22 protein-coding genes and 1 riboswitch are annotated in these 22,595 nt (G+C 52.6%); of the genes, 12 read left to right on the top strand and 10 right to left on the bottom strand.

Going from position 1 to position 22,595, the window contains the following annotated elements:
• Nucleotides 1-56 precede the first annotated feature (56 nt).
• Entirely contained in the window at nucleotides 57-875 is an 819-nt protein-coding gene (gene bacA, locus HVZ39_RS03420) for an undecaprenyl-diphosphate phosphatase (RefSeq protein ID WP_181633227.1), read from the top strand.
• Nucleotides 876-927: 52 nt separating this feature from the next.
• Here the strand turns inward: bacA and HVZ39_RS03425 are convergent, their stop codons facing one another.
• Nucleotides 928-2,163 carry a multifunctional CCA addition/repair protein gene (locus HVZ39_RS03425; protein ID WP_047358654.1) on the bottom strand — a complete coding sequence of 412 codons (1,236 nt, stop codon included), beginning with the start codon at nucleotides 2,161-2,163 and terminating at the stop codon, nucleotides 928-930.
• A gap of 61 nt (nucleotides 2,164-2,224) precedes the next feature.
• Complete coding sequence (locus HVZ39_RS03430; protein ID WP_016154533.1) at nucleotides 2,225-2,845, bottom strand: TIGR04211 family SH3 domain-containing protein; 621 nt, start codon at nucleotides 2,843-2,845, stop codon at nucleotides 2,225-2,227.
• A 241-nt stretch (nucleotides 2,846-3,086) separates the two neighbouring features.
• Between HVZ39_RS03430 and HVZ39_RS03435 the strand changes: the two genes are divergently transcribed.
• The 4 genes from HVZ39_RS03435 (at nucleotide 3,087) to glgS (ending at nucleotide 9,362) form a co-directional block, all read left to right on the top strand.
• Nucleotides 3,087-4,388, top strand: coding sequence for an inorganic triphosphatase (locus HVZ39_RS03435; protein WP_181633228.1), 1,302 nt, complete (start codon nucleotides 3,087-3,089; stop codon nucleotides 4,386-4,388).
• Between the two features lie 125 nt (nucleotides 4,389-4,513).
• A complete protein-coding gene (gene glnE / locus HVZ39_RS03440) occupies nucleotides 4,514-7,354 on the top strand; it encodes a bifunctional [glutamate--ammonia ligase]-adenylyl-L-tyrosine phosphorylase/[glutamate--ammonia-ligase] adenylyltransferase (protein ID WP_053388751.1) in 2,841 nt (946 codons plus the stop codon).
• Between the two features lie 59 nt (nucleotides 7,355-7,413).
• Complete coding sequence (hldE, locus tag HVZ39_RS03445) at nucleotides 7,414-8,847, top strand: bifunctional D-glycero-beta-D-manno-heptose-7-phosphate kinase/D-glycero-beta-D-manno-heptose 1-phosphate adenylyltransferase HldE (protein WP_075848574.1); 1,434 nt, start codon at nucleotides 7,414-7,416, stop codon at nucleotides 8,845-8,847.
• A 308-nt stretch (nucleotides 8,848-9,155) separates the two neighbouring features.
• A complete protein-coding gene (glgS, locus tag HVZ39_RS03450) occupies nucleotides 9,156-9,362 on the top strand; it encodes a cell surface composition regulator GlgS (protein WP_019077704.1) in 207 nt (68 codons plus the stop codon).
• A gap of 34 nt (nucleotides 9,363-9,396) precedes the next feature.
• On the opposite strand, the gene ubiK is transcribed toward glgS, so the two are convergent.
• Entirely contained in the window at nucleotides 9,397-9,693 is a 297-nt protein-coding gene (gene ubiK, locus HVZ39_RS03455; RefSeq protein ID WP_003024618.1) for a ubiquinone biosynthesis accessory factor UbiK, read from the bottom strand.
• A 132-nt stretch (nucleotides 9,694-9,825) separates the two neighbouring features.
• Nucleotides 9,826-9,975: riboswitch (FMN riboswitch) on the top strand.
• A 106-nt stretch (nucleotides 9,976-10,081) separates the two neighbouring features.
• Between ubiK and ribB the strand changes: the two genes are divergently transcribed.
• Entirely contained in the window at nucleotides 10,082-10,735 is a 654-nt protein-coding gene (ribB, locus tag HVZ39_RS03460; protein ID WP_016154529.1) for a 3,4-dihydroxy-2-butanone-4-phosphate synthase, read from the top strand.
• An 83-nt stretch (nucleotides 10,736-10,818) separates the two neighbouring features.
• On the opposite strand, the gene dsbI is transcribed toward ribB, so the two are convergent.
• The 3 genes from dsbI to HVZ39_RS03475 are packed head-to-tail and all read right to left on the bottom strand — an operon-like array spanning nucleotide 10,819 to nucleotide 13,999.
• On the bottom strand, nucleotides 10,819-11,496 hold the full coding sequence (dsbI, locus tag HVZ39_RS03465) for a protein-disulfide oxidoreductase DsbI (RefSeq protein ID WP_047414041.1): 678 nt from the start codon (nucleotides 11,494-11,496) through the stop codon (nucleotides 10,819-10,821).
• Between the two features lie 14 nt (nucleotides 11,497-11,510).
• Nucleotides 11,511-12,179, bottom strand: coding sequence for a thiol:disulfide interchange protein DsbA/DsbL (locus tag HVZ39_RS03470; protein ID WP_019077701.1), 669 nt, complete (start codon nucleotides 12,177-12,179; stop codon nucleotides 11,511-11,513).
• Nucleotides 12,180-12,202: 23 nt separating this feature from the next.
• Complete coding sequence (locus tag HVZ39_RS03475) at nucleotides 12,203-13,999, bottom strand: aryl-sulfate sulfotransferase (protein WP_181633229.1); 1,797 nt, start codon at nucleotides 13,997-13,999, stop codon at nucleotides 12,203-12,205.
• Nucleotides 14,000-14,396: 397 nt separating this feature from the next.
• Here HVZ39_RS03475 and HVZ39_RS03480 point away from each other — a divergent pair, with 397 nt between their 5' ends.
• Nucleotides 14,397-14,573 (top strand): hypothetical protein, encoded by a 177-nt coding sequence (locus tag HVZ39_RS03480; protein WP_016154525.1) that lies wholly within the window; start codon nucleotides 14,397-14,399, stop codon nucleotides 14,571-14,573.
• Between the two features lie 65 nt (nucleotides 14,574-14,638).
• On the opposite strand, the gene zupT is transcribed toward HVZ39_RS03480, so the two are convergent.
• On the bottom strand, nucleotides 14,639-15,412 hold the full coding sequence (gene zupT, locus HVZ39_RS03485) for a zinc transporter ZupT (protein WP_181633230.1): 774 nt from the start codon (nucleotides 15,410-15,412) through the stop codon (nucleotides 14,639-14,641).
• 147 nt (nucleotides 15,413-15,559) lie between these two features.
• Between zupT and ygiD the strand changes: the two genes are divergently transcribed.
• On the top strand, nucleotides 15,560-16,348 hold the full coding sequence (gene ygiD, locus HVZ39_RS03490) for a 4,5-DOPA dioxygenase extradiol (protein WP_181633231.1): 789 nt from the start codon (nucleotides 15,560-15,562) through the stop codon (nucleotides 16,346-16,348).
• A gap of 85 nt (nucleotides 16,349-16,433) precedes the next feature.
• Here ygiD and HVZ39_RS03495 read toward each other — a convergent pair whose 3' ends face one another.
• From HVZ39_RS03495 to tolC, 3 genes are all read right to left on the bottom strand, one after another.
• Nucleotides 16,434-17,594, bottom strand: a complete 1,161-nt coding sequence (locus HVZ39_RS03495; protein ID WP_019077698.1) for a glutathionylspermidine synthase family protein — start codon at nucleotides 17,592-17,594, stop codon at nucleotides 16,434-16,436.
• A 5-nt stretch (nucleotides 17,595-17,599) separates the two neighbouring features.
• Nucleotides 17,600-18,277, bottom strand: coding sequence for a DUF1190 family protein (locus HVZ39_RS03500; protein WP_016154521.1), 678 nt, complete (start codon nucleotides 18,275-18,277; stop codon nucleotides 17,600-17,602).
• A gap of 147 nt (nucleotides 18,278-18,424) precedes the next feature.
• Nucleotides 18,425-19,903 carry an outer membrane channel protein TolC gene (gene tolC / locus HVZ39_RS03505; protein WP_085951078.1) on the bottom strand — a complete coding sequence of 493 codons (1,479 nt, stop codon included), beginning with the start codon at nucleotides 19,901-19,903 and terminating at the stop codon, nucleotides 18,425-18,427.
• A gap of 199 nt (nucleotides 19,904-20,102) precedes the next feature.
• On the opposite strand from tolC, the gene nudF reads away from it, so the two are divergent.
• The 4 genes from nudF to yqiA are packed head-to-tail and all read left to right on the top strand — an operon-like array spanning nucleotide 20,103 to nucleotide 22,587.
• Nucleotides 20,103-20,735, top strand: a complete 633-nt coding sequence (nudF, locus tag HVZ39_RS03510; RefSeq protein ID WP_016154519.1) for an ADP-ribose diphosphatase — start codon at nucleotides 20,103-20,105, stop codon at nucleotides 20,733-20,735.
• On the top strand, nucleotides 20,732-21,154 hold the full coding sequence (locus HVZ39_RS03515) for a DUF1249 family protein (RefSeq protein WP_016154518.1): 423 nt from the start codon (nucleotides 20,732-20,734) through the stop codon (nucleotides 21,152-21,154). The genes nudF and HVZ39_RS03515 overlap by 4 nt, the downstream gene beginning before the upstream one ends.
• A 24-nt stretch (nucleotides 21,155-21,178) precedes the next feature.
• Nucleotides 21,179-22,006 (top strand): 3',5'-cyclic-AMP phosphodiesterase, encoded by an 828-nt coding sequence (gene cpdA, locus HVZ39_RS03520; protein ID WP_181633232.1) that lies wholly within the window; start codon nucleotides 21,179-21,181, stop codon nucleotides 22,004-22,006.
• The gene (gene yqiA, locus HVZ39_RS03525) at nucleotides 22,006-22,587 is read left to right on the top strand and encodes an esterase YqiA (RefSeq protein WP_181633233.1); all 582 of its coding nucleotides are present in this window, start codon (nucleotides 22,006-22,008) and stop codon (nucleotides 22,585-22,587) included. The genes cpdA and yqiA overlap by 1 nt, the downstream gene beginning before the upstream one ends.
• Nucleotides 22,588-22,595: the final 8 nt, after the last annotated feature.

Below are 22,595 nucleotides of genomic sequence, written 5' to 3' on the forward strand. Positions count from 1 at the left end.
AAGGGTCTTTATGTCGGCTCGTTTTCGCCGTGGTTTATCTATCTAGAGGTTCATTAATGAGTGATATGCACTCGCTGCTGGTGGCGGCAATTTTGGGTGTGGTCGAAGGATTGACGGAGTTTTTACCCGTTTCCAGTACCGGCCATATGATTATTGTTGGCCACTTGCTGGGTTTTGAGGGTGACACCGCAAAAACATTTGAAGTGGTTATCCAGTTGGGCTCTATCCTGGCGGTCGTGGTGATGTTCTGGCGACGCCTGTTTGGCCTGATTGGCATTCACTTCGGTAAGGTCCCACATGAAGGCACTGGCAAAGGTCGGCTGACGCTGGGCCATATCCTGTTGGGGATGGTTCCTGCCGTCGTACTGGGACTGATTTTCCACGACATCATCAAATCGCTGTTTAACCCGATCAACGTGATGTATGCGCTGGTGGTAGGGGGCGTGCTGCTGATTGCCGCAGAATGCCTGAAGCCGAAAGAGCCGCGTGCGCCGGGTCTGGATGATATGACCTATCGCCAGGCGTTTATGATTGGCTGTTTCCAGTGTCTGGCGCTGTGGCCGGGTTTTTCTCGCTCCGGGGCGACGATTTCTGGCGGTATGCTGATGGGAGTAAGCCGTTACGCGGCCTCCGAATTCTCCTTCCTGCTGGCCGTGCCGATGATGATGGGCGCAACGGCGCTGGATCTCTACAAAAGCTGGACGTTCCTCAGCGCATCAGATATTCCGATGTTTGCAGTTGGTTTCGTGACGGCGTTTATCGTGGCGTTGGTGGCGATCAAAACCTTCCTACAGCTGATTAAGCGCATCTCGTTTATTCCGTTTGCGATTTACCGCTTTATTGTGGCGGCTACCGTTTACGTCGTGTTCTTCTGATTTTACTAGCTTGCCGGATAGCGGCGTTAACGCTTATCCGGCAATGCACTGTCTACGCTTTCGGGCAACGTTGTTCTTTCCAGTCGGCCACCGCCGCGATCCGACGCCGGGTCAGTTCCTCGCGAATAGCCTGACCTTTGAATCCCGCCTCAACGACGTCTTTCGTTGGTACCGCCTGCGCAACCTGCCAGGCTTCACGCAACAGCCTGCCTTGCGGATAATCCGCCGCTTCAAAACCGGTTCGCCCACGCACGTCGGCCTCGCTGGTCAGAGCGATTTGCTCCACGCGCTGCGGTTTGCGCCAGGCATCGATGGAATCAAACAGCTTAACGATGGTTTTCGGCTGCAGGATCGGGAAGGTATGAATGAGGTCGTGGAACTCGGCTACCAGTTTGGCTAAATCACGGATGTCATTCGGCACGCGCAGGCGTTGGCACAGTTGCTCGACCAGCTTCACGCCAGCCGGACCGTGACCGTGGTGGCGTGGCCACAGCGCTTTTGGCGTCAATGCCTTGCCAAGATCGTGGCACAGCGTGGCGAAACGCACGTCGACCTCCGGACTTAACATGGCCGCCATCGACAGCGTCATCAGCGTGTGAATACCTGTATCAATTTCCGGATGCCATTGCGCGGGCGCGGGAACGCCAAACAGGGCATCTACTTCCGGAAACAGGACGTGCAGTGCGCCGCAGTCGCGCAGGACCTGAAAAAATACTTGTGGGTTACGGGTGGTTAAAGCACCTTCAGTTTCTTTCCACACCCGCTCTGGCGTCAGGTGTTCCAGTTCCCCTGCGGCGTTCATATCGCGCATCAGCGTCATGGTTTCTTCAGCGATACGAAAACCGAGGTGCGCATAGCGGGCAGCAAAGCGCGCCACGCGCAGCACGCGCAATGGATCTTCGCTAAAGGCGGGGGACACATGGCGTAGCAGACGGTTTTCCAGATCGTCGCGTCCGTTATACGGATCGATAATCTCGCCGTCGTCATCGCGGGCCATTGCGTTGATGGTCAGATCGCGACGCTGAAGATCAGCCTCCAGCGTCACATCCGGCGCGGCGTAACAGGTGAATCCGGTATACCCCGAGCCTGATTTGCGTTCGGTACGCGCCAGCGCATACTCTTCCCGGGTTTGCGGATGCAGAAACACGGGAAAATCGCGGCCTACCTGCTGGTAGCCCGCGTCGAGCATCTCTTGCGGCGTGGCGCCGACAACAACCCAATCTTTATCTTTAATCGGTAGCCCTAATAACGCATCCCGAACAGCACCACCGACCAGATAAATCTTCACGCCACTTTCCTTTTGAAATTATGATCCCTTAATCATATGTCAGTGTGGCGGAGAAGGCGATTCAGTTCATCCAGCGATCTTTGCGTTTACGGCTGGGGATCATGTGTGGCAGAACCAGGCCGAGCAGCAAACCAAGACCCAGCACGCCGCCGCCGTACATAAACCACTGCATGATGATGGTGCGCTGTTTGTCATCAAGCTGAAGGTTGGCTGCGCTGACCTTCTTTTGCGCCACGATAAGCTCGTTCCTCAGCTTCTGGTTTTCTTGTTTCAGCCCGTCGATTACGCTGTCGCTTTGCGACACTTTTTGCTGCATATCGGCGGTGCGCTGATTCCACGTGGTGTCGATATTATTGAGCTTATCGGTCAAGGTCTTGACCTGGTTTTCCAGATCGGGAACGCGGGTACGCAGGCTCGGCGTACTGTTCAGCTCTTTCAGTGGGATCCAGGCGGTACGTCCGGTGCTGTCTTTCACCTGGGCGTAGTTGGTGTTGGCATCGGTCTGTAATAGCGTGACTTCCTCGCCGGCGTTAACCGTACCCACGAGGCGATAATTATCTCCCGGACCGCTGCGGACCCAGGTGTTCAGTTCGTCAGAAACATAGCGCTTTTCTTCGGCATGAGAGACTGCAGTGGCGCTAAGTGCGAGTAAAGTTAATCCAATCAGGCGTAATTTTGGCATCAGGCTGTCGTTATTGTCATAGAAAGTGGAACGATAGTAGTGGCATCAGTGTCTCTACGCAAAGCATTCGACATCAATCGGAATCATCTGTGTCCTTTTTGCCACAACTCGAAACTTTTACGCCCGTCAAATTGCTCGTTGCATGGCAATTTGGCGCAAAATACTATCTACTGACCATAAAGAACGAGCTTAGTTCGCAGTCAGTTTTCTCAACTGTGACATAACCCATAAGTACAAGACCATGGCCCAGGAAATCGAATTAAAATTTATCGTCAATAGTGACGCTGTAGATGCGCTACGTGAACGTCTGAATACGCTGGGGGGAGAGCATCATGCGCCCAGCCAGTTGCTGAATATCTACTACGAAACGCCCGATGCGTGGCTGCGTGGTCACGATATGGGGCTGCGTATTCGCGGTGAGAACGGTCATTACGAAATGACCATGAAAATTGCCGGACGAGTGACGGGCGGCCTGCATCAGCGGCCGGAGTTTAACGTTGCGCTGAACGCGCCAGAGTTGGATCTCTCCCTGTTCCCAACGGAAGTCTGGCCTGATGGCGAACTGCCCGCTGAACTTGCCTCTCAGGTACAGCCGCTCTTCAGCACCGATTTTTACCGTGAGAAATGGCACCTTGATATCGACGGTAGCCGCATTGAAATGGCCCTCGATCTTGGGGAAGTGAAAGCGGGCGAGTTGGCTGAACCTATCTGTGAGCTTGAACTGGAGCTGTTAAGCGGCGATACCCGTGCGGTATTGAAGCTGGCAAACCAACTGGTATCGCAAACCGGTTTACGCCAGGGCAGCCTGAGTAAAGCGGCGCGCGGCTATCATCTGGCTCAGGGGAATGCACCGCGTGAACTCAAACCGACGCGCATTTTGAAGGTTCCGGCAAAAGCGAGTATTGAGCAAGGGCTGGAAGCGGCGCTGGAGCTGGCATTATCACAGTGGCAGTACCATGAAGAGCTGTGGGTGCGCGGCGTCAAAGGGGCGAAAGCCGAGGTGCTGGCTGCGATGGGCCTGGTGCGTCACATTCTGATGCTGTTTGGCGGTAATGTGCCGCGAAAAGCGAGTGCTCACTTACGTGATTTGCTGACCCAGTCGGAAGCGATCATTACGTCTGACGTTTCTGCCGTTTCCGCGGTTTACAGCACGCAAACGGCGATGGCCAAGCTGGCGTTGACCGAATGGCTGGTGACCAAAGGGTGGCAGCCGTTCCTTGATGCGAAGGCGCAGGGTAAAATAGCCGACTCCTTTAAGCGTTTCTCAGATACCCATCTCTCGCGCCATGCCGCTGAACTGAAAACAGCTTTTGCTCAGCCGCTGGGCGATCAGTACGCCGATCAACTTCCGCGCCTGACGCGCAATATTGATAGCATGCTGATGCTGGCGGGATACTACGACGAAAAGGTCGCATCGGAATGGATCGCCACCTGGCAGGGTTTACGTCACGCCATTGCGGCCAACCAATACATTGAAATTGAACACTTCCGCAACGAGGCGATTGCTTTGGAACCGTTCTGGCTACACAGCGGAAAACGATAATCAGGGTGAGGCCGGGATGCCTGATGGCGCTGCGCTTATCAGGCCTACGCGATGGGCGGAAGCGGCATGCAGGCTGGATAAGGCAACATGCCGCTGCCCGGTACTATTCAAAGGATAATCCATAAATGAAGCAGCTCTCTTCACCGTTACAGCAGTACTGGCCGACCGTTGTTGAGCGGCTGCCAGCAGCAATATCTGAATCCTCGCTTAGCATTCAGGCGAAGTCAGTGCTTACATTCAGTGATTTTTTTCGCGACAGCATTATTGCCCATCCCGAATGGCTGGTCGAACTGGAAAGCACGCCACCCGGGGCGGATGAATGGCAACACTATGCTGATTGGTTACAGCAAGCATTGGTCGACGTTAGCGATGAAAACACGCTAATGCGTGAGCTGCGTCTGTTTCGCCGTCGCATCATGGTGCGTATCGCCTGGGCGCAGACGCTGTCGCTGGTGACGGAAGAGAGTATCTTGCAGCAGCTAAGCCATTTGGCTGAAACGCTGATCGTCGCCGCGCGTGACTGGTTATACGCCGCCTGCTGTCGTGAATGGGGTACGCCCTGTAATCCACAAGGTGTTGCGCAACCGCTGCTGATTTTAGGCATGGGGAAACTGGGCGGCGGCGAACTGAATTTTTCCTCTGATATCGATCTGATTTTTGCCTGGCCGGAGCACGGCAGTACGCAGGGTGGACGTCGCGAGCTGGATAACGCCCAGTTCTTTACCCGTATGGGCCAGCGGCTTATCAAAGTGCTGGATCAGCCCACAATGGATGGATTTGTCTATCGGGTGGATATGCGTTTACGCCCGTTTGGCGACAGCGGCCCGCTGGTGCTGAGCTTCTCCGCGCTGGAGGATTATTACCAAGAACAAGGGCGCGACTGGGAACGCTATGCGATGGTCAAAGCCCGCATTATGGGCGATTCCGACGGTACTTACGTCAGTGAGCTACGCGCTATGCTGCGGCCTTTTGTTTTCCGCCGCTATATTGATTTCAGTGTGATCCAGTCTCTGCGTAACATGAAAGGAATGATTGCCCGCGAAGTGCGCCGCCGTGGTCTGAAAGACAACATTAAGTTGGGCGCGGGCGGTATTCGTGAAATCGAATTTATCGTGCAGGTATTCCAGCTTATTCGCGGTGGGCGCGAGCCGTCATTGCAATCCCGCTCGCTGTTACCCACGCTCAGCGCCATCAATGCCTTGCACCTGCTGTCAGACACCGACGCGGAACAACTGCGCGCAGCCTATCTCTATTTACGTCGTCTGGAGAACCTGCTGCAAAGTATCAATGATGAGCAGACCCAGACGTTGCCAGGCGATGAACTGAACCGCGCGCGGCTGGCGTGGGGGATGAACGTCGATGACTGGCAGCAGCTAACCGATGTGCTGGCCAGTCATATGGACAACGTGCGCCGGGTGTTTAACGAGTTGATTGGCGATGACGAAGCAGAAACCCAGGAAGAGTCGCTCTCAGAACAGTGGCGTGAACTGTGGCAGGACGCATTACAGGAAGATGACACCACGCCGGTGCTGACGCATCTGGCGGATGACGATCGCCGGCGCGTGTTGTCTCTGATTGCCGATTTTCGCAAAGAGCTGGATAAACGCACCATTGGCCCACGCGGACGCCAGGTGCTGGATCACTTAATGCCACATCTGCTGAGCGATGTCTGTTCGCGTGACGACGCCTCAGTCCCACTGTCGCGCATCACACCGCTGCTGGTAGGCATTGTGACCCGTACGACCTATCTGGAGCTGCTGAGCGAATTCCCCGGAGCGCTTAAGCATCTGATTTCGTTATGTGCCGCTTCGCCGATGATCGCCAGCCAGCTGGCGCGGTATCCGCTGTTGCTCGATGAACTGCTGGATCCGAACACCCTGTATCAACCCACCGCGACGGATGCCTACCGTGATGAACTGCGCCAGTATTTGCTGCGCGTACCGGAAGATGACGAAGAGCAGCAGTTGGAAGCGCTGCGTCAGTTTAAGCAAACGCAGTTGCTGCGCATTGCCGCGGCAGATATCGCTGGTACGCTGCCGGTGATGAAGGTGAGCGACCACTTAACCTGGCTGGCGGAAGCTATTATTGATGCGGTAGTCCAGCAGGCGTGGATGCAGATGGTCGCTCGCTACGGGCAACCCACTCATCTTGACGGGCGCGAGGGGCGCGGTTTTGCCGTCGTCGGGTATGGCAAACTGGGCGGCTGGGAGCTGGGCTACAGTTCGGATCTTGATCTGATCTTCCTGCATGACTGTCCTATGGACGTGATGACGGATGGTGAGCGTGAGATTGACGGGCGACAGTTCTATTTGCGTCTGTCGCAGCGCATTATGCACCTTTTCAGCACCCGCACCTCATCCGGTATTTTGTATGAAGTGGATGCGCGGTTGCGTCCGTCCGGCGCGGCGGGAATGCTGGTGACATCAACCGAGGCTTTCGCTGATTACCAGCGCAACGAAGCTTGGACGTGGGAGCATCAAGCGCTGGTGCGCGCTCGAGTGGTGTACGGCGACCCACGGTTGACCTCTCAGTTTGATGCGATTCGTCGCGATATCATGACCCTCGTCCGCGATGCGAAAACCTTGCAGACCGATGTGCGCGAAATGCGTGAGAAAATGCGGGCCCATTTGGGCAATAAGCATCGCGATCGTTTTGATATCAAAGCGGATGAAGGCGGCATCACCGACATTGAGTTTATTACGCAATACCTGGTGCTGCGCTATGCGCATGAAAAACCGAAGCTGACGCGCTGGTCGGATAACGTGCGCATTCTGGAGTTACTGGCGCAAAACGACATTATGGATGAGCAGGAAGCGCTGGCGCTTACCCGTGCTTATACGACGCTGCGCGATGAACTTCATCATCTTGCATTGCAGGAACTTCCGGGCCATGTGGCGCCGGAGCACTTCGACGCTGAACGTACGCTGGTGCGTGACAGCTGGCAGAAGTGGCTGGTTGCCGAGTGAAGTGTGCTATTATCGCGCGCAAATTTTAAGACCCTCAGAGAATCTCTCAGGAGACAGGAATGAAAGTAACGCTGCCAGAGTTTGAACGTGCAGGAGTCATGGTTGTCGGTGATGTGATGCTAGATCGCTACTGGTACGGTCCTACCAGCCGTATTTCACCTGAAGCGCCGGTTCCGGTGGTGAAGGTTGATACCATTGAAGAACGTCCCGGTGGCGCAGCAAACGTGGCGATGAACATTGCCTCTCTGGGAGCGAATTCGCGTCTGGTTGGCCTGACTGGGATTGACGACGCGGCGCGTGCGCTGAGCAAAACGCTGGCGGATGTGAACGTAAAATGTGACTTCGTTTCTGTGCCAACTCATCCGACGATCACCAAACTGCGCGTGCTTTCCCGCAACCAGCAACTGATTCGCCTGGATTTCGAAGAAGGTTTTGAAGGCGTGGATCCGCAGCCACTGCATGAGCGTATTAACCAGGCTCTGGGCTCCATTGGCGCTTTGGTGCTCTCCGATTACGCCAAAGGTGCGCTGGCAAGCGTGCAGCAGATGATTGCTCTGGCGCGTAAGGCTGGGGTGCCGGTGCTTATCGATCCGAAAGGGACCGATTTTGAACGCTATCGTGGCGCAACGCTGCTGACGCCGAATTTGTCTGAATTTGAAGCGGTGGCCGGTAAGTGCAAAAGCGAAGATGAACTGGTTGAGCGCGGCATGAAAGTGATTGCAGATTTCGACCTTTCCGCGCTGCTGATCACGCGTTCCGAACAGGGTATGACGCTGCTGCAACCGGGCAAATCGCCACTGCATATGCCGACGCAGGCGCAGGAAGTGTATGACGTGACGGGGGCGGGCGATACGGTGATCGGCGTGCTGGCTGCGACGCTGGCGGCGGGGAACACTCTGGAAGAGGCGTGCTATTTTGCTAATGCCGCAGCGGGTGTTGTCGTCGGTAAACTGGGGACTTCCACCGTTTCCCCGATTGAACTGGAAAACGCCGTGCGCGGTCGGGCCGACACTGGCTTTGGCGTGATGAGCGAGTCTGAGCTGAAACAGGCCGTAGCCAGCGCCCGCAAGCGCGGTGAGAAAGTGGTGATGACCAACGGCGTGTTCGACATCCTACATGCTGGCCACGTTTCCTATCTGGCGAATGCGCGCAAGCTGGGCGATCGTCTGATCGTGGCGGTAAACAGCGATGCTTCGACCAAACGTCTGAAAGGCGATACGCGTCCGGTCAACCCGCTGGAACAGCGCATGATCGTGCTGGGCGCGCTGGAAGCTGTCGACTGGGTGGTCTCTTTTGAAGAAGACACACCACAGCGTCTGATTGCCGGCATCCTGCCGGATCTGCTGGTAAAAGGCGGCGACTATAAGCCGGAAGATATTGCGGGCAGCAAAGAAGTGTGGGCGAACGGCGGAGAAGTGCTGGTGCTGAACTTTGAAGATGGCTGCTCAACGACCAATATCATCAAGAAGATCCAAAAAGACAGCGATAAATAACAAATGCTGGAAACGTATCGAACTTTTGGATTCGATACGTTTCTTGCTATTGATGCTGCTGTTTTCTTCAACCCAGAGTAAAGGAATAAGGGGAGAAGGGATTTCTCCCCCCCGATTTACTTTTACATGACGTCACAATAAGCGTGCGTCACGCTGACCTTAAATCCGGCCCCTCTTAGATTTCGTGGGAAACTGTGAACCAGCGCAGTGGTTTTGCGCACAATATGTACAGAATAACTTCGCATCCAGGGAAATACTGAAATTAGAAAAAGCATATGGCCTTAACAGATATTCAATAACTGGAGGGTATGCTCATGAACAGCAATATGTATTCAATGAACAATTTCGATTTCCTGGCCCGTAGTTTTGCCAGGATGCAAGCTGAGGGCCATCCCGTAGATATCCAGGCGATAACTGGGAATATGGATGAAGAACATCGTAGCTGGTTTTGCAAACGCTATGCGCTGTACTGCCAGCAAGCGACGGAGGCCAGGAAGCTAGAACTGGAACACTAACAGAAAAAACGGGCCTTGCGGCCCGTTGTCGTTTTTACTCTTGCGGATCGACTGACGGGATCGCGGGAGCAGGTTTAACTTCTGCCGTTTTTTCACGCGATTCCAGCTCAGTCAGACGTTGCTCAAGCAGCGCCAGCTTTTCACGGGTACGCAGCAAAACCTGAGTCTGTACATCAAACTCTTCACGGCTTACCAGATCCAGACGGGTCAGCTGTGACTGCAGCGTTTGACGAATTTTCTTCTCGACGTCTTCGCCAAACTCGCGGATCCCTTTCGGCATCGACTCGTGAACCTGACGAGCAATCTGCTCAATTTTTTTCGGGTCAATCATTGTGGTTTCCCTGAACTGGTACGTGTTGTTGCCTATTGTAGTGCGAACTGGCACAGGCATAAACCAGAATTGTGTGAAGCTAAGACGAGCAAAGGCGTTGATGAAGGTAATCAATAGCGTTATAGTTAACCCGCTTATTCTCAGGGCGGGGCGAAATTCCCCACCGGCGGTAAATCAACTCAGGTTGAAAGCCCGCGAGCGCTTTGGGTGCAAACTCAAAGGTCAGCAGATCCGGTGTAATTCCGGGGCCGACGGTTAGAGTCCGGATGGGAGAGAGTAACGATCCAGTCGGGCATGGACCCGCTCACGTTATTTTTTTGCCGCTTAGACGGTACTCCTAAGACTGCCCTGATTCTGGTAACCATAATTTTAGTGAGGTTTTTTTACCATGAATCAGACGCTACTTTCCTCTTTTGGTACGCCTTTCGAACGTGTTGAACTTGCGCTGTCTGCGCTGCGTGAAGGACGCGGTGTGATGGTGCTTGACGACGAAGATCGTGAAAACGAAGGCGATATGATTTTCCCGGCAGAAACCATGACTGTTGAACAGATGGCTCTGACCATTCGTCACGGCAGCGGTATTGTATGCCTGTGCATCACTGAAGACCGACGCAAACAGCTCGATCTGCCAATGATGGTGGAAAATAACACCAGCGCTTACGGTACCGGTTTTACCGTGACCATTGAAGCCGCAGAAGGCGTGACCACCGGCGTTTCCGCTGCGGACCGTGTTACTACGGTACGTGCGGCAATTCAGGATGGCGCTAAACCTTCCGATCTTAACCGTCCGGGGCACGTTTTCCCGCTGCGTGCTCAGGCAGGTGGCGTGTTGACCCGCGGTGGTCACACTGAAGCAACCATCGACCTGATGACGCTGGCAGGGTTTAAACCGGCAGGCGTGCTGTGCGAACTGACCAATGACGATGGCACCATGGCGCGTGCGCCAGAATGTATCGAATTTGCCGGCAAGCATAATATGGCGGTAGTTACTATCGAAGACCTGGTGGCTTACCGTCAGGCGCATGAGCGCAAAGCCAGCTAATCGCAAATTGCCACGTTAGTCGCGGTAAGCATAAAAAACCGAAGCCATCTTCCAGGCTTCGGTTTTTTTGTTTCTTGCTCCGATTATTTGGTTCTCACCCGCTTTAATGCCCATGCGCCGCTCATAATGACGAGCAACAGTAAGCACAAACTAAAGGCCAACAAACAGGCCTGCGCCATGTTCATAAAATGCCAAGGCGGGATCAGATACCAGCCTTCTGACTGCTGGTACAGATCGACAAACCACTTTTGCGTACTGCTGAGCGCCACGCCGTCGGGAACAATGGGAGCGTCATAGCCGCAATCTCCTGTGGGTTTAAACCACTCCGGTGCCCAGTTGGCCAGAGGCAAATTGAAAGGGAATGTCGGATCGGTGGAACATCCCTGTACGCCAAACAGCGAATCCGGGTCCGGGTTATGTACAGCATAATGAATGCTGTTAAGTTTGATGGAGAACTTAATGCCCAGGATGCTGCCGTAAAATGCCGCGATACAACCGATGAGCTTCAGAACAACATTTTTGGGGTTGATTGCCGCAATCAATCCGCCAAAAACCATCACCAGCATGGCAAAACGAATGTAGACACATTGCTCGCAGGGGGCCATGTAGAGATAGATTTGGAAGAACGAGTGCGCCAGAATAATCAATCCACCCATTGCGCAAGCCATCAACAGCCACAGAAAGCGCTGTTCCTGCCATCTCACCAGGGTATCAACCGGTGTATTACATAAGTCTCGCCACGATCCTTTTATGAAAGCCATAGCCGGGTCCCTGTTTATTTTTTCGCGAGCTCTCTGACAAGCTCAGCCATGGAATCAATAGATTTGATATTTTTGGTGTAGATCAGGTATTTACCATTAACGACGTAAGCCGGAACGCCCTGGATTTTGGCGACATCATATGCTGCTTTCCATTTCTCCAGCGTTTGCTGGACGGCTGGATCCTTCAATGCCGCGTCAAAATCAGCCTGGCTCATGCCCGCTGCATCCAACCCTGTTTTGATGAATGAGGCGGGATCTTTACCCTCTGACCAGCGCTCTTTCTTATCGTGGTAGGCTGCGTAATAAGCGAACTTGGCTTTTTTAAACTGTGATTTGGCGTCAAACAATGAAATACCTGCAGCCATGTCCCTGGCAATCATTACGGCAAAGATTTCACTGGCCTGCTTACCGTATTCCCCTTTGGTTTCCAGATGAAACGGAGTGAAAGTAACGACATCGGCGACTTTGTCTGACACGGGCCCTGTCACGGCTTTATCATATTTGTAGCAAAATGGGCAGGCGTAACTGAATACTTTGATCAACGTCTTATCAGCATTGGGAATTGGTTTTTCCAGAACCATATAATCAGTGCCTTCAGTAAACGCTGATGCTGCAAACGGTGAGGCAAGCGCGGCGGTTAATACCACGCTTTTAAATAATGAAGTGATCCATTTAGATGACATAATTAATCCTTAATCTAATGTAATTATTTAAACATTTGGCGTGGATGAACCAGCAATGCACGGTAGTGAGTTTGATTTGGCTTATCGGACAGGATATTAATTTCGACTTTGACTTCTTTTGTTTTGTAGTCAATTTCGTTGATTTTGCCGATGGTTGGCTGTCCAACGTCAAATAAATTAATCGAACCACCAAAGCCAAACATGGTGTCGCGATCTTTTTGATATTCGATAACCGAGGTGATAGGGCTATAAAAATCATAACCGCGCTCTTTTCCGTACTCCCAAATTTGCTGGACGGTCCCTTTTTTCTCGTCAATTTTATATTCGACGAAACGGGAGTATTTCATTGTTGGTAACGCCGGTTGTTCGAGTCCGCGGCCATCGCCGTTGTCAAAAATGGTAAGCGTTCCTTTGCTGGAGAGCCATGCGGTGTGTTGAGTGTAGGTAAAATCAAAATCGGTATTCTCGCACTTGCCATTTTCATCACATTTCAGTGCGTTGCCTTTATCATCAACCGGTTTTAACAGCTTGCTTGCCAGCGCCTTATTCCAGCCTTTAGACGGTGCAAGGATCCACTTCACCTGTTTATCGCGACCGATTTTGACAACCCCTTGATGGCGGGAAGAGATAATGATGGCGTCATCTTTAGCGTCAAAGGCGATGGAGTTAACGTGCGCCCAGTTACGACCCGCACCCACGCCGAGGGCGTCACCGTAGGGGGTATCTGGCTCCAGTTTTGCCTGCTGGCCGGCATGAGCGAGGTCCACGTTGACGCATACCGCGCCCGCATCCAACGCACCCAGCAGTGCATCACGCATCGGATCGAGAATTTTTGTCAGATCCCACACGTCAACAACACGACCGGATTTGTCGACTTCAATAATCTGGTCGCGGATAGTTTGGACGTGAATGCCATCTTCCTTACGATAATCACGTTTACCCACGCGAAGCAGTACGGTGCCGTTCACCGTTTCGACGGACTCATGCGATGCGTCGAGGAATCCGCGCGGCAGCTTATGGTCGGCCAGAATCTGGCCCATCATATCGAACTCATACCAGTGCTGGCCCTGTACGGCGGTGAAGGTGCCGCGCGGTGTCTCCCGTATCCCCATCAGGTAACCGCGCTTGTTGATATCCATGTCATGACCGTCATAGAAAGTGTCCTGATCCAGCCACCAACGATATTCGCCTTCCGTATCAACGACAAAGGTAAAGGGTGCGATATCAAAGGGTAATGCGCCACCGGCCGGACCAGCATCCAGGATACCGGCATTTTTATCTTTTTCACCATGCCAGTGGAATTCTGCGCCCTGCGCGGTAAAGGTGTGGGTATTCACCAGATAGAGACGGTCTTCAAAGCCAGGTGCGACCTTAATAACGTTTGTTTGCTGTAAATCGGAAATAGAACGGTTATCCATGTAGTGATTAACGATGGCAGATGTTTGCACCACGTAATCTTCCTTGATGGCCTTGCCATTTTCTTTATATTCAACGGTGACCTTATTAGCGAACTTTTGATAAAGGCCAAAAATAGGAACCCCATCGTAGGTGGCGAGGGATTCTTTGCCGACGGTATAGGTAATTGGGACTCCTTTTTCACCTTTACCATGAACGGTGACTTTAACATCCGAAATAACGTGACTATCTAATTCAACCAGTGCGGTAAGAGGGGCGTTTCCGTATGGGTCAACGACTATCGCACCCAATTTTCCTGCGGGCTGGGCTGGTTGGAAACCTGCGGCAAATGAATTCCCTGCGGCAAAGCCAAACGTCAGTGCAAGCGTTCCGGCTAGAAGTGTTTTTCGGTACTGTGTAAACATGGATATATCTCCTTATATTATCTTTAAATATAACAGTGCTGAATATATTATGTTTTTACGATGTGAATATAATAAAAAATGGTATTGCCGATGCTACTTTTATGGTGAATATATTAATATTGATGAGGTGTATTATTTTGCAGGCGCTAATTTTTATTATTTTTTGGATGGTATGAGTGCGTTATTTTAAGGGCAATATTTATTATTGCGCAGTGTGATCTTGTCGACATTGTTTTATTTTTTATAACGGTGTCAACTATTTGCATAGCTGCTGGTTTATATGATCGAAATCATATATTTGTTTCTGGAATATGCCACTATAGGAGTATGTAAGAATAAGGTTGTGTAAAATTTTAACGTTAAATGTTTAATGATGTTAAATTTTAAGGGTAAAAGAATGTTTATCGCCTGGTACTGGATTGTATTAATTGCACTCGTTGCAGTTGGTTATTATTGCCATATGAAGCGTTATTGTCGGGCATTTCGGCAAGACCGGGATGCATTACTCGAGGCGCGAAACAAACTCTTTCGTCGTTCTGGCGAAGATAACAGCGCGGTTAAGGAACAGGAATAGTCCTTCACGTTCTGCTATGGATGAGCGGATGCTGTAAATTAGCAGGGTGGCATCCGCCCTCTGAATTAGCCGATCCCCATGGACTGGAGGATGACAAGACTTAACCCCATCACCGACATTCCACAAAGTACCCCATAGCTGGGATTATTATTCGGATCGATCTCTTTTGCCAACGGCATTAGCTCATCGACGGACAGCGCCACCATAATTCCTGCGACTGCTGCCATTATTGCCGCCATCACCACCGGCGAGATCAGGCTCCCCAGAATTAACCACGCCAGTACGCCACCCAGGATTTCCGCCATGCCCGAGATCCCGGCCCAGAATATCGCCGTCCGTTTGGAGCCCGTGGCTGCATAGACTGGACCCGCAACGGCTAATCCTTCAGGAATATTGTGTAATGCGACGGCAAGGGCAATACCAAAGCCCAGCTCGAGGTTGCTGCTGGCGGTAACAAACGTCGCTATCCCTTCCGGGAAGTTGTGCAGGCTAATGCCGAGCGTTAATAAAATCGCGGTACGTTTAATGGAGCCGGGCAGAGGCCGCGAGGTTTTCTGTACCAGATCCTGAGGGTGCGCGTGCGGCAATAGGCGGTCCAGGCCAAAGTATCCCAGTAAGCCAACGATAAACATTCCGTAGCCCAATACCGGCGACATGCCTTCAGCAGCCAGTGCGGCTGGGAGCATCTCCATCAGTGAGATCAGTAACATAATCCCTGCGGCGAAGCCTAAAGAAAAGGCGAGTACGCGGTTGGAGGGTTTTTGCCCTAACACGCCGAGAAATGCGCCGATAAACGTGGCGGCGCCTGCCAGTAAAGTCAGAAGTAAAGGTACTGACATCGACAAATAAAACTCCTTATCAATCTGCTGTCCGGGTTGGATCGTCAAAATAACTGATGATCTTCATCATGGTTATCTGAGTTCTTCATCAGCCGAATAAGCGTATTGTGGTGGTATCAAAATGACTCCCTCAGTAAGGATATCATCATGTCTTCAACTCGTATGCCAGCATTGTTTTTGGGTCACGGTAGCCCGATGAATGTTCTGGAAGATAACGTTTATACCCGCGCCTGGCAGCAACTGGGGGAAACGTTGCCGCGCCCGAAAGCCATTGTGGTGGTCTCGGCGCATTGGTTCACTCGTGGCACGGGCGTGACGGCGATGGAAGCGCCGAAAACGATCCACGATTTTGGCGGTTTTCCGCAGGCGCTGTATGACACCCATTACCCGGCTCCTGGATCACCGGAACTGGCGCAGCATCTGGTTGACTTGCTGGCCCCGATGCCCGTTACCTTAGACAAAGAGGCCTGGGGTTTTGACCACGGTTCATGGGGCGTGCTGATCAAGATGTACCCGCATGCGGATATTCCGATGGTGCAGCTGAGCATTGACAGTACCAAACCTGCGGCCTGGCATTTTGAAATGGGCCGCAAGCTGGCGGCACTGCGTGATGAGGGCATTATGCTGGTAGCCAGCGGTAACGTGGTGCATAACCTGCGCACTGCGCGTTGGCACGGTGAGAACACGCCATATCCGTGGGCGACCTCATTCAACGATTATGTTAAAGCAAACCTGACATGGCAGGGACCGGTTGAACAGCACCCGCTGGTGAACTATCTCGATCATGAAGGGGGATCGTTATCGAACCCGACACCGGATCACTATCTGCCGCTGCTGTATGTATTAGGTGCCTGGGACGGCAAAGAGGCAGTGACTATTCCTGTTGACGGGATTGAGATGGGAAGTTTGAGTATGTTGTCGGTGCAGGTCGGATGATAAATGCCCGATGGCGCTGCGCTTATCGAGCCTACAGTTCATGCTGTAGGCCGGGTAAGACGCAGCCACCACCCGGCACTCTCAGTCATTCGACAAAAATATGCGGATAGAAACGCGAGAGATCCTGCGTGATCAACGCGCGGTCTTCGCGAATGCCAATGCCAGCTGGTTGATCGTTGATTAGCCAGCTGCCGATCAACATATAGCTGTCGCCAAACTTCGGTAGCTGATGGAACTGCTGCACGATCATACCTTCTTCGCCGTACGGCCCTTCCACTGCTTCGATCGTTTTACCGTTTTCGATAATTGAAACGTTCGCGCCTTCACGTGAGAAGATCGGCTTTACGACGAATTTATCCATCTGAGGATAGTCATCTTCGGCGAAATACGCAGGCAGCAGATTCGGATGATCCGGGAACATTTCCCACAACAGCGGTAATAACGCTTTGTTGGAGATGATGCTCTTCCAGGCTGGTTCCAGCCAGCGAACGCCAGCGTCTTCCAGCTTGGTGGAGAACATTTCGCGCAGCATGAATTCCCACGGATAGAGCTTGAACAGGTTAGCTATGACCTGATCTTGCATATCCGTGAACTGACCCTTTTCACCAAGACCAATATCTTCGACATAGAGGAATTCAGTGGCGATTTCAGCTTCGGCAGCGCAATCCTGCAGATACTGGATCGTTCCGCGATCTTCCACCGTATCGCGACAACAGGTCAGATGTAGCAACTGAAAACCATACTGCTCACGCAGCTCGGCGAAACGCTCGATCAGCTTTTCCTGCAGACTGTTGAATTGATCGCTGCCTTCCGGCAGGTTGCCTGCATTGAGTTGGTCTTCCAGCCAGATCCACTGGAAAAACGCAGCTTCGTACAGAGAGGTTGGCGTATCGGCGTTGTTTTCTAACAGCTTAGGCTCGCCCGTGCCGTCCCACGCCAGATCGAGACGCGAATAGAGCGACGGCTGCTGTGTCAGCCAGGACTGGCGGACAAAGCCCCAGGTATGCTTCGGAATGCGAAACTTGGTCATCAGCTCATCGCTGGCGATGACCCTTTCCACCACTTTGAGGCACATTTGATGCAGCTCTGCGGTGACCTCTTCCAGCTTTTCGACCTGAGCAAGCGTGAGCTTATAATACGCATCCTCACACCAGTACGGCTCGCCGTACATAGTGTGAAAGTTGAAACCGTATTCGGTGGCTTTATCGCGCCAGTCCGGGCGCTCAACAATACTGACTCTTTCCATGACGATCAGCCGCCCATTGAACGTGTGGTAGTACCGCTTGCGCTACGCTGCATGGTGCTCTGTTTAGCCACAGATTCGCCAAATCCGCCGCGGGTTACGGTAGAGGTGGTAGCCGGTTTCGGCGCCATGGCGGTTTTCGGTACGGTCATGGTGCGACCCGGCGTTGCGGCGCCGTAGTTTTTGCCGCCGGCATCCGTATATTTGCCGTATGCCGGGCTGGCCGGATTTTTCGAGCTGAACAGCGGCTGCTGAGCGCCCATACCGCCACCCATCATGCGGCCCATCATATAGCCTGCCATCAGCGGCATCCAGAAGCTGCCGCTGCTTTGATTCTGCGCCTGAGCCTGGCCTTCACCGGTCGGCGCCATGCCCGCTTGTGCAGGTGCCTGTTGGCACTGGCCTTCGCCGAATTCAGCGATACAGTCTTCGCGAGTGGCGTATTTTGGCGCGGTGCGTTCAGCTTCTTTCAGCGCATTGTTAAACGCGGTGGTACATTCGGCGCTTTTACCCGGATTAGCTGCAGAGCAGTCGTCCGCGTTCTGATAAAGCGAAACCGTTTCGTCACTCTTTTCACAGCCCGCGAGCATAAAAACAGCGGTAACTGCCAGAGCGACAGGAGTCAGGTGGCGCGCGCTCCAGCTTTTGCGGAACGAGGCGTGATGTATAGATTTTGTCCGTTTCATTTATGTCTTCCAGGACCCAGTGGTAACTCTGCTCAGAATAGAGGATGACTGGTCGAAATTGAAGCGGGAAGAGGCGAGAATGCGGAAGAAGGGGCGGATCTTTACGTTGCCTTACGTTCAGACGGGGCCGAAGCCCCGTCATCAGCATCAGTTACGGAACGGGTTGTTACCGTTGCTGCTGGTTGAACGTGCAGCCGTTGGTTGAGCCGCAGGCATATTGCCGTTGCTGTTAAAGTCATTCACAGCGGCATCTTGCTGCGGATTTTGCGGCGCTACGTTATCCGGAGAAGTCGGGATCGGTTTACCCAGCGTATTATTCAGCGCCACCAGATCCTGCTCGTTCAGCGTACCGAGCGCAGATTTGACGTTAAGCTGGTTGATAAGATAGGTATAACGCGCATTCGCCAGTTGCTGCTTGGCGTTGTACAGCGTGGTGGTGGCATCCAACACATCCACGATGGTACGGGTACCTACGGAATAGCCTGCTTCCATCGCATCTAAAGAGCTTTGGGCAGAGACAACCGCTTGTTTGTACGCGTTAATGCTACTGATAGAAGCATTAATGTTGTTGAACGAAGAACGCACGGTTTGCACCACGCTGCGGTGCGCGCTTTCCAGTTGTTCGCTCGCGCCAACAAAGTTGTACTGCGCTTGTTTCACCTGCGAGTTAACCATCCCGCCCTGGTACAGCGGCAGCGAGAAGTTCAGACCAATTTTGTTCTGGCCCATGTTGCTGTCGTCGTACTGGGAGGTGTTGGTTTTCGACCCACTGTAGGAGGTGTCAGAAACGCCGGTAGAGGCGGTCAAACCCAGCGTCGGTAAGTGACCATCCTGCGCCAGACGAATCTGTTCACGCGCCAGATCCTGGCTCAAACGCGCCTGCAATAATGAGAGGTTGCGGTTTTCTGCTTCTTTCAGCAGCGCGTTCACCGCCTGCGGTTTGTTGGTTTTAAAGCCATCAACGTTCAGCGAAGCCAGTTCCGGGTAGTAGTTACCGGTCACCTGGCGCAGCTGTTCTACCGCGTTGTCGAGATTGTTACGCGCGGTCACTTCGTTCGCCAGCACGGTATCGTATTGTGAACGGGCGTTCTGTACGTCAGTGATGGCGACCAGGCCCACGTTAAAACGCTGTGTGGTCTGATCTAACTGACGATAGACCGCATCTTTCTGTGCCTGAGTGTAAGACAGCACGTCAATCGCGTTCAGTACGTTAAAATAAGCGGTAGCGGTATTCAGGATCAGCGTTTGCTGATCGGTCTGATACGTTACGTCCTGGATGCCTGCTGATTTTTCTTGCAGCGTCAGGGCACGCCATTTAGACATGTCGAACAGCGTCTGAGTCAATTGTAATGACGCGCTGGTTGCGTTGGAGTTGACGCCATTTGCATCACGGTAGCCATTGCTGTAGGTGTAATCGGCACCTAAACCTAGTTGCGGCAGTAATGGGCTACGCGCTTCGTTAATTTTTTCGAATGCAGCATCGCGATCGGCGGCGGATTTACGCAATTCCGGGTTGCTCAGGCGTGCTTGCTGATAAACCTGCATCAGGTTTTCTGCCTGGCTCAAAGTAGTGAACCCCGACAGGCTCAGGCCGATAAGGATGGGGAGCAATTTCTTCATTTGCATTCCTTGTTGTGAAGCAGTATTTAGCGCTGATCAAATTGTAAAAATATTTGCTGATTCTAGCAGAATCCGCCACTTCAAAAAGTTGGCGTTACGTGCCATACGGCGTTAATTTGCATCAATTTAACACAAGGGCGTTCAAACATCAGTCAAACGACCTTGAAATTCACATTTTAATCACTATTGGTTTCAGGACAGCACAATGCGTAAACCAGACAACTTGCCAATGACTTTCACTAAAAATGATGTAGAAATTATTGCACGAGAAACGCTATACCGCGGTTTTTTTTCACTGGATCTTTATCGGTTCCGCCATCGCCTGTTTAACGGTGGTATGAGCGGTGAGGTAAAGCGCGAAATTTTTGAGCGCGGACACGCGGCAGTCTTGCTACCCTTTGACCCTGAGCGGGACGAAGTGGTTCTGGTCGAGCAGATCCGTATCGCAGCGTTTGATACCAGCGAAAGCCCTTGGCTCCTGGAAATGGTGGCCGGAATGATTGAAGAGGGCGAAACCGTTGAGGATGTGGCTCGTCGTGAAGCGATGGAAGAGGCCGGGCTGGAAGTTAAACGTACCAAGCCCGTTCTGAGCTATCTGGCAAGCCCTGGCGGCACCAGTGAGCGCCTGTCTATTTTAGTTGGCGAAGTGGACGCCACGACCGCGAGCGGGATCCACGGTCTGGCTGATGAAAACGAAGATATTCGTGTTCATGTGGTGAGCCGGGAGCAGGCTTATCAATGGGTTGAAGAGGGGAAAATCGACAACGCGGCTTCTGTCATCGCCTTGCAATGGTTACAGCTGCACTATCAAGAGTTAAAAACTGAGTGGAAAAAATGAAGCGTTACACACCTGACTTCCCTGAAATGATGCGCCTGTGCGAAACCAACTATTCGCAATTGCGCCGTCTGCTGCCGCGTAATGACGCAGCCGATGAAACAGTGAGCTATCAGGTCGCAAACGCACAATATCGGTTAACGATCGTTGAATCGACCCGATACACTACGCTTGTCGCGATCGAACAAACGGCACCCGCGGTCACATACTGGAGCCTGCCGTCATTGACAGTCCGTCTGTATCATGACGCGAGGGTGGCCGAAGTGTGTTCGAGTCAGCAGATCTTTCGCTTCAAAGCGCGGTATGATTATCCAAATAAAAAGTTGCATCAACGCGACGAAAAGCATCAAATTAATCAGTTTCTGGCCGACTGGTTACGGTACTGTTTAGCACATGGAGCGATGGCGATTCCGGTTTATTAGCGTCGTGAAACCTAAGGACACCATTTGGAAAGCCTGTTAACCCTTCCTTTGGCTGGTGAGGCCAGAGTCAGGATCTTACAAATTACAGACACTCACCTGTTTGCCGAAAAGCATGAAACGCTGCTGGGTGTAAACACCTGGGACAGCTATCAATCCGTACTGGATGCAATACATGCAGAGTCGCCTGAATACGATCTGATCGTCGCGACTGGCGATTTGGCGCAGGATCAATCCGCTGCGGCCTATCAGCATTTTGCTGAGGGCATCGCAAGCTTTCGTGCGCCCTGCGTTTGGCTACCGGGCAATCACGATTTTCAGCCGGCAATGTACAGCGCGCTACAGGACGCGGGGATCTCACCCGCTAAACGCGTCTTTATTGGTGAACAGTGGCAAATCCTGTTGTTGGACAGCCAGGTGTTCGGCGTACCCCACGGTGAATTAAGCGAATTTCAGCTCGAATGGCTGGAACGTAAACTTGCCGATGCGCCTGAGCGCAATACTTTGCTGCTTCTGCATCATCATCCTCTGCCGGCAGGCTGTAGCTGGCTCGATCAGCATAGCCTGCGTAATGCCGCAGAGCTGGATAACGTGCTGGTGAATTATCCTCGTGCCAAGTATTTGTTGTGTGGGCATATTCATCAGGAACTGGATTTGGACTGGAACGGACGCCGCCTGCTGGCGACGCCGTCGACCTGTGTGCAGTTTAAGCCACACTGTTCCAACTTCACGTTAGATACCATCAGCCCCGGCTGGCGGACGCTGGAGCTTTTTGCTGACGGGACGTTGCAGACTCAGGTACGCCGTCTGCAGGGTAATCGGTACCACCCTGATACCGCTTCAGAAGGCTACTGATGTCTACGCTTCTTTATCTTCACGGATTTAATAGTTCTCCTTGTTCGGCGAAGGCATGTTTGCTGAAAAACTGGCTGGCGGAGCATCATCCGCACGTTGAGATGATCGTACCCCAACTGCCACCGTATCCGGCCCAGGCCGCAGAGATGCTGGAATCGATCATTCTTGAACATGGCGGAGAGTCGCTGGGAATTGTCGGTTCCTCACTAGGAGGCTATTACGCCACCTGGCTGTCGCAATGTTTTATGCTGCCCGCGGTGGTGGTGAACCCTGCTGTCCGACCTTATGAACTGCTGGTCGACTATCTCGGTCAAAACGAGAACCCCTACACGGGGCAGCAATATGTGCTAGAGTCACGCCATATTTACGATCTTAAAGTCATGCAGATTGACCCGCTGGAAGCGCCGGATTTGATCTGGCTGCTTCAACAAACGGGCGATGAAGTGTTGGACTACCGCCAGGCGGTGGCGTATTACGCCTCCTGCCGCCAGACAGTTATTGAGGGCGGAAACCACGCATTCACGGGCTTCGAAGATTATTTCAACCCGATTGTCGATTTCCTTGGACTGCACAGTTTCTGACGATCAAT

The sequence above is a fragment of the Citrobacter sp. RHB35-C21 genome (assembly GCF_013816515.1).
Taxonomy (GTDB): Bacteria; Pseudomonadota; Gammaproteobacteria; order Enterobacterales; family Enterobacteriaceae; genus Citrobacter; species Citrobacter braakii.